Raw genomic sequence first — 6,953 nt, forward strand, 5'->3', positions numbered from 1 at the left:
ATTCCGAACCCGGAAGCTAAGCCTCACAGCGCCGATGGTACTGCAGGGGGGACCCTGTGGGAGAGTAGGACGCCGCCGAACAATCATTCCAAAGAGCCCCCCGGTCCGTACGGATCGGGGGGCTCTTTGCGTTTCCGGGGCAGCGCGGGAATTGCGGTGCGGAACCGGTCCGGGGGGACTACAGGGCGAGCTTGAACCCGAGGTGCGAGGGGACGAAGCCGAGGCGCTCGTAGAAGCGGTGGGCGTCGGTCCGGGTCGCGTCCGAGGTGAGCTGGACGAGGTCGGAGCCGAGCTCGCGGGAGCGGTCGATCGCCCACCGGATCAGGTCGGTGCCGAGGCCGGTGCCGCGCTCGTCCGCGTGGATCCGGACCGCCTCGATGATGGTGCGGGTGGAGCCCCTGCGGGAGAGCCCGGGCACCACCGTCAGCTGGAGCGTTCCGATGGTCCGGCCGGCCCGCTCGGCGACCACGAGGTGCTGGTGCGGGTCGGCGTCGATCCGGGCGAAGGCCGTCCGGTAGGGGGAGAGGTCGTCGGGGCTCTCGCGGGCGGCGCCCAGGGGGTCGTCGGCGAGCATGGCCACTATCGCCGGCAGGTCGTCGGCGGTGGCGCGGCGGATCGTCAGGTCGTTCATGATCACAGCCTAGGCGAGCCCCTGGGGCGCGGAGGGGCCCGTCCAGGGCTCGGGTCTGTTCCTCTGCCGCCCCCGCGCGCCCGCGGGCCCGCCTGGGCCCGTCAGAGGCCGTCGAGAGGCCGCCGAGGGGGCCGCTCGGGTGCGCCCGAGGGGTGGAGCGGCGAGGTGATCCGGCGTCACTCGCCGGGTAGCGCGCTGGTGATGACGGCGAAGACCGCCCCGTGCGGGTCGAGGAGCTGGGCCAGTCGGCCGACACCGTGCACGTCCATCGCGGGGATGCGGACGGTCGCGCCCAGCTGGCCGGCCAGGGCGAGGGCGGCGTCCACGTTGGCGACCTCGAAGTAGGGGAGCCAGTGCGAGCCGGTGCCCGCGGCCGTCTGCTCGGGGCCGAGCTGCATGATGCCGCCGTGGGCGTCGTCGGTACCGCCGCCGGCCGGGGTGAGGACGGTGTACGTCACCTCGCCGAGCGGGACGTCCTGCTCCTGCCAGCCGAAGACGCCGCGGTAGAACTCCTTGGCCGCGTCGGCGTCGACGCTGTAGCACTCGGCCCAGCAGAAGGTGCCCTGATCGGTGACGGTGTCCAGGCCGCGGGTGGCGTGCGGCTGCCAGACGGCGAACTCGGCGCCGGTGGGGTCGCGGTAACCGGCCATCCGGCCGCTGTTGAAGACGTCGAACGGGGCGAACCGGACGGTGCCGCCGCCGGCTTCGACGAGCGCGGTGGTCCGGTCGGCGTCGGGGGTGTGGAAGTAGATCGTCCAGCCGGGGCGGTCCGCGTTCTCGTTGAGCGGTCCGAGGGCGGCGACCGTGCGGCCGTCCTGCTGGAAGAAGCCGTAGCCGCCCCCTTCGGGCCCCGCCGTGGCGAAGGTCCAGCCGAACACGGTGTTGTAGAAGACCGCGGACGCGGCGATGTCCGGGCTGGCGAGGTCGAGCCAGTTCGGGGAGCCGGGGGTGAAGGCGGTGCTGAGCATGGTGGCGGTGCTCCTTGAACGGGCCCGTCGCGGCGGGGCACGGGCGGTGTCGGCGCCCCCCGCTGCCCTCCAGCCTGGCATCAGGACGCCCGGTGTCGCACCCGGGCGGTACGGTGCGTAGCGAAACTGCACCCGCACTGATAAGGGGGGCCCGGTGGCCAGGCAGGCGCAGGCGGACCAGCCGCCGCTGCCGCGCCAGCTCGCTCAGGTCGAGGGCGTGCTGGAGCGGATCACCTATGCCAACGAGGAGACGGGCTACACCGTCGCCCGGGTGGACACCGGGCGCGGTGCGAACGACCTGCTGACGGTGGTGGGCGCGCTGCTGGGGGCGCAGCCGGGGGAGTCGCTGCGGCTGCACGGGCGGTGGGGGTCGCACCCGCAGTACGGCAAGCAGTTCGTGGTGGAGAACTACACGACGGTGCTGCCCGCGACGATCCAGGGCATCCAGCGCTACCTCGGCTCGGGGCTCATCAAGGGCATCGGGCCGCGGTTCGCGGAGCGGATCGTGGAGCGGTTCGGGGTGGACACCCTGGAGGTGATCGAGAACGAGCCGGGCCGGTTGATCGAGGTGCCGGGGCTCGGGCCGAAGCGCACCAAGAAGATCGCGGCGGCCTGGGAGGAGCAGAAGTCCATCAAGGAGGTGATGGTCTTCCTGCAGGGGGTCGGCGTGTCGACGTCGCTCGCGGTGCGGATCTACAAGCAGTACGGGGACGGCTCGATCGGGGTGGTCAAGAACGAGCCGTACCGGCTGGCGTCGGACGTCTGGGGCATCGGCTTCCTGACGGCGGACCGGATCGCGCAGGCGGTGGGCATCCCGCACGACAGTCCGGAGCGGGTGAAGGCGGGCCTGCAGTACGCGCTGTCGCAGAGCAGCGACCAGGGGCACTGCTACCTGCCCGAGGAGCGGCTGATCGCGGACGGGGTGAAGCTGCTCCAGGTGGACGTCGGGCTCGTGATCGACTGCCTGGCGGAGCTGGTGGCCGCGGAGGGGGTGGTGCGCGAAGCGGTGCCGGGGGAGGCGGGGGAGCCGATCACCGCCGTGTACCTCGTGCCCTTCCACCGGGCCGAGATCTCGCTGGCCAACCAGCTGTTGCGGCTGCTGCGTTCGGAGTCGGACCGGATGCCGTGGTTCGCGGACGTGGACTGGCCGGCGGCGCTCGGCTGGCTGGCGAAGCGGACGGGGGCGGAGCTGGCTCCGGAGCAGGAGCAGTCGGTGCGGTTGGCCCTGACGGAGAAGGTGGCGGTGCTGACGGGCGGTCCGGGCTGCGGCAAGTCGTTCACGGTGAAGTCGATCGTGACGCTGGCGCTGGCGAAGCGGGCGAAGGTCGTCCTGGCGGCGCCGACCGGCCGGGCGGCGAAGCGGCTGGCGGAGCTGACCGGGGTGGAGGCCTCGACGGTGCACCGGCTGCTGGAGCTGAGGCCGGGCGGGGACGCGGCCTACGACCGGGACCGCCCGCTGGACGCCGACCTGGTGGTGGTCGACGAGGCCTCGATGCTGGACCTCATCCTGGCGAACAAGCTGGTCAAGGCGGTGGCGCCGGGGGCGCACCTGCTGTTCGTGGGGGACGTGGACCAGCTGCCGTCGGTGGGCGCCGGCGAGGTGCTGCGGGACCTGCTGGCCGACGGCGGCCCGATTCCCTCGGTGCGGCTGACCAGGATCTTCCGGCAGGCGGCGCAGTCGGGCGTGGTGACCAACGCGCACCGGATCAACGAGGGCCTGCCGCCGTTGACGGAGGGTCTGCCGGACTTCTTCCTGTTCGTGGAGGACGACGCCGAGCAGGCGGCCGGGCTGACGGTGGACGTGGTGGCGCGGCGGATCCCGCAGCGTTTCGGGTACGACGCGCGCCGGGACGTCCAGGTGCTGGCGCCGATGCACCGGGGGCCGGCGGGCGCGGGGAACCTGAACACGCTGCTGCAGGCGGCGGTGACGCCGGCCCGGGAGGGGCTGGCGGAGCGCCGGTTCGGCGGCCGGACGTTCCGGGTGGGGGACAAGGTCACCCAGATCCGCAACAACTACGACAAGGGGCGCAACGGGGTCTTCAACGGCACAGTGGGAGTGGTGACCTCACTGAGCGTGGACGACCAGCGGTTGACGGTGGTCACCGACGAGGACGAGGAGGTGCCGTACGACTTCGACGAGCTGGACGAGTTGGCGCACGCGTACGCGGTGACCATCCACCGGTCGCAGGGGAGCGAGTACCCAGTGGTGGTGATTCCGGTCACCACGTCCGCCTGGACGATGCTCCAGCGGAACCTGCTCTACACCGCCGTGACCAGGGCGCGGAAACTCGTAGTGCTGGTGGGGTCACGGAAGGCGATCGGACAGGCCGTTCGCACCGTCAGCGCAGGTAGGAGGCACGCCGCGCTGGATCATCGGCTGGCGACTGGATGATTCTCCAACGGATGGTTGCCTCTATTGTTCTCTTGACGTGAAGAGATTTACGGCAGAGCCTGGAGTGGTGCCGATCTTGGCCGGTTCGTACCGGCTGCGGCGGCAGGTTTTGTAGGGGCGGTCCCTTTCGGGCCACCCCGGGTGCGCGGCTGTCCGCCAGATGGGGGATGGTAGAGACAGTCAGGGCACCTTGGAAGAGGATTCATTTCGTCGGTGAGGAAGACGTGAGCGACAACTCGGTAGTACTGCGGTACCAGGACGGCGAGTACGAGTACCCCGTCGTCGAGAGCACTGCGGGCAACGCCGGCTTCGACATCTCGAAGCTGCTCCCGCAGACCGGCCTGGTCACCCTGGACAACGGCTTCGGTAACACCGCCGCGTACAAGTCCGCGATCACCTTCGTGGACGGTGACAACGGCATCCTGCGGTACCGCGGCTACCCGATCGAGCAGCTCGCCGAGCAGGGCAGCTTCATCGAGACCGCGTACCTCCTGATCAACGGTGAGCTGCCGACCGCGGACCAGCTGTCGGAGTTCAACCGCGAGATCACCCAGCACACCCTGCTGCACGAGGACGTCAAGCGCTTCTACCAGGGCTTCCCGCGCGACGCCCACCCGATGGCGATGCTGTCCTCGGTCGTCGGCGCGCTGTCCACCTTCTACCAGGACAGCCACAACCCCTTCGACGCCGCCCAGCGCCACCTGTCGACGGTCCGCCTGCTGGCGAAGCTGCCGACGATCGCGGCCTACGCGTACAAGAAGTCGGTCGGCCAGCCGTTCGTCTACCCGCGCAACGACCTGAGCTACGTCGAGAACTTCCTGCGGATGACCTTCGCCGTCCCCGCCGAGGACTACGAGCTCAACCCGGTCGTCGTGAACGCGCTGGACAAGCTGCTGATCCTGCACGCGGACCACGAGCAGAACTGCTCGACCTCCACCGTCCGCCTGGTGGGTTCCAGCCACGCGAACCAGTTCGCCTCGATCTCGGCCGGCATCTCGGCGCTCTGGGGCCCGCTGCACGGCGGCGCGAACCAGGCCGTGCTGGAGATGCTGGAGAGCATCCAGAAGGACGGCGGCGACGTCGACGCGTTCATTCGCAAGGTGAAGAACCGCGAGGACGGCGTCAAGCTGATGGGCTTCGGCCACCGCGTGTACAAGGCGTTCGACCCGCGCGCCGCGCAGGTCAAGCTGCTGGCGCACGAGGTGCTCGGCCAGCTCGGCAAGTCCGACGAGCTGCTCGACATCGCGCTCAAGCTGGAGGAGCACGCGCTCCAGGACGACTTCTTCGTCTCGCGCAAGCTCTACCCGAACGTGGACTTCTACACCGGCCTGATCTACCGCGCCATGGGCTTCCCGACCAGCATGTTCACCGTGCTGTTCGCCCTCGGCCGGCTGCCGGGCTGGATCGCCCACTGGCACGAGATGATCAACGACCCGACCAGCCGGATCGGCCGTCCGCGCCAGATCTACACCGGCACCGCGATCCGCGACTACGTGGGCCTCGAAGCCCGCTGACGCAGGACCTGAAAGGGCCCGGCCGCTTCACGCGGCCGGGCCCTTCACCGTCCCGCACGAGGGTGGGAGAGGTACAGCGCACGACTCCGGGGCGGCCGCAGCCGGGGACGGCCGCTCAAAGCGTCCCAGACCCGCCACACCCCGGCGTCGTGCGCGAAGGCCGCCAACCGTCGGCGACCGTCCCGGGGCCCGCCGGAGCCCCGTCGGCGGCAGTGGTGGCCGTGCGGCGACGTGATGCCGTTCGCCACGTCTCCGCCCACCGAAAAACTGCCGCACTACCAACCTAAGACGTATCAGGGTGCGAGAAGTTACGCCCGGGGGGTGTGAGCTGCCTCTCGCCACGCTCCGTGTGCGGGCTGTGGCCCGCCCATATCACACCTCCCGGCGGCGGCTACGTCACCCTCCCCGCAGTCACGGCAACCGAGCGTGATAGGAATCGTGGCATTCCGGTACGGACCGCCCCGCACCCTCGCAGCGTGGCGGCGGAACTGGGGAGGGAGTGCGCAGATGGCCAGGAACGTCGTCGTCACCGGTGGTGGCACGGGTATCGGGTACGAAGTGGCGCGGCGGTTCGCCGAGGCGGGCGAACGGGTGGTGATCGTCGGCCGTCGGCGGGCGGTGCTCGAAAGGGCCGCGGCCGACCTCGGACCGAACGTCACCCCACTGGTCCGCGACCTCGCCGACCCCGACGACGTCGAGGCGGCGCTGGGTGAACTACCGGAGCGGATCGACGTGCTGGTGAACAACGCCGGCAGCCGGGAGACCGTGATCGGTGGCGGGCCGCACGCCCTGCTGGCCCGCTGGCGCGGCGACTTCGAGCGCAATGTGCTGACCGTGGTGCTGCTGACCGAGTCCATCCGCGACCGGCTCACCCCGGGCTCGGGCCGGGTGGTCACGGTCAGCTCGATCGCCGCCCTGAGCGGCGCCGGCTCGTACGGGGCCGCCAAGGCCTCGCTGCACGCCTGGAACCACTTCCTGGCCGCGCAGCTCGGCACCTCGGGGATCACGGCCAACATCGTCGCCCCGGGCACCGTGGCGGGCACCGAGTTCTTCGGCCCCCGGCTGGACGAGGCCGAGGTGTCGCGCCGGGCGGCCCGGACGCTGCTCGGCCGGATCGGCGAGGCGGGCGAGGTGGCCGCGGCGGTCTACTTCCTCGCCTCGGCGGAGGCCGGCTTCATCACCGGCGAGATCATGCACTGCAACGGCGGCGAGCTGCTCGGGCGCTGACCGCTCCGGGAGACGCCGAGGGGCCCGCCCACCGCACGCGCGGTGGGCGGGCCCCTCGGCGTTGCGGGGGCGCGGTCTCAGGGCCGGGCGGCGGGCTGGAACCGGCGCAGCCGGAGGCTGTTGGTGACCACGAAGACGGAGGAGAAGGCCATGGTGGCGCCGGCGATCATGGGGTTCAGGAGGCCGGTGGCGGCGAGGGGGAGGGCGGCGAGGTTGTAGCC

Annotated in this window: 5 protein-coding genes and 1 rRNA gene; 4 read left to right on the forward strand and 2 right to left on the reverse strand. The window is 71.0% G+C overall.

The features are described 5' to 3' along the window. Positions 1 to 81: ribosomal RNA gene (gene rrf, locus ABT263_RS38225) — 5S ribosomal RNA — on the forward strand; the annotation flags it as partial. A gap of 97 nt (positions 82 to 178) precedes the next feature. Here the strand turns inward: rrf and ABT263_RS38230 are convergent. Both ABT263_RS38230 and ABT263_RS38235 read right to left on the reverse strand, forming a co-directional pair. Next, positions 179 to 631: a GNAT family N-acetyltransferase gene (locus ABT263_RS38230; protein WP_352298428.1), complete on the reverse strand. Its 453-nt coding sequence runs from the start codon at positions 629 to 631 to the stop codon at positions 179 to 181. 176 nt (positions 632 to 807) lie between these two features. Beyond that, complete coding sequence (locus tag ABT263_RS38235) at positions 808 to 1,599, reverse strand: VOC family protein (RefSeq protein WP_352298431.1); 792 nt, start codon at positions 1,597 to 1,599, stop codon at positions 808 to 810. Between the two features lie 154 nt (positions 1,600 to 1,753). Here ABT263_RS38235 and recD2 point away from each other — a divergent pair, with 154 nt between their 5' ends. The 3 genes from recD2 (at position 1,754) to ABT263_RS38250 (ending at position 6,732) form a co-directional block, all read left to right on the forward strand. Next, positions 1,754 to 3,991 carry an SF1B family DNA helicase RecD2 gene (recD2, locus tag ABT263_RS38240; RefSeq protein WP_352298434.1) on the forward strand — a complete coding sequence of 746 codons (2,238 nt, stop codon included), beginning with the start codon at positions 1,754 to 1,756 and terminating at the stop codon, positions 3,989 to 3,991. A gap of 224 nt (positions 3,992 to 4,215) precedes the next feature. Beyond that, positions 4,216 to 5,505: a citrate synthase gene (locus ABT263_RS38245; RefSeq protein ID WP_329489905.1), complete on the forward strand. Its 1,290-nt coding sequence runs from the start codon at positions 4,216 to 4,218 to the stop codon at positions 5,503 to 5,505. Between the two features lie 507 nt (positions 5,506 to 6,012). Next, complete coding sequence (locus tag ABT263_RS38250; protein WP_329489906.1) at positions 6,013 to 6,732, forward strand: SDR family NAD(P)-dependent oxidoreductase; 720 nt, start codon at positions 6,013 to 6,015, stop codon at positions 6,730 to 6,732. Positions 6,733 to 6,953 lie beyond the last annotated feature (221 nt).

The organism is Kitasatospora sp. NPDC001603, from assembly GCF_040298365.1.
In the GTDB taxonomy this organism is placed as follows: Bacteria; Actinomycetota; Actinomycetes; order Streptomycetales; family Streptomycetaceae; genus Kitasatospora.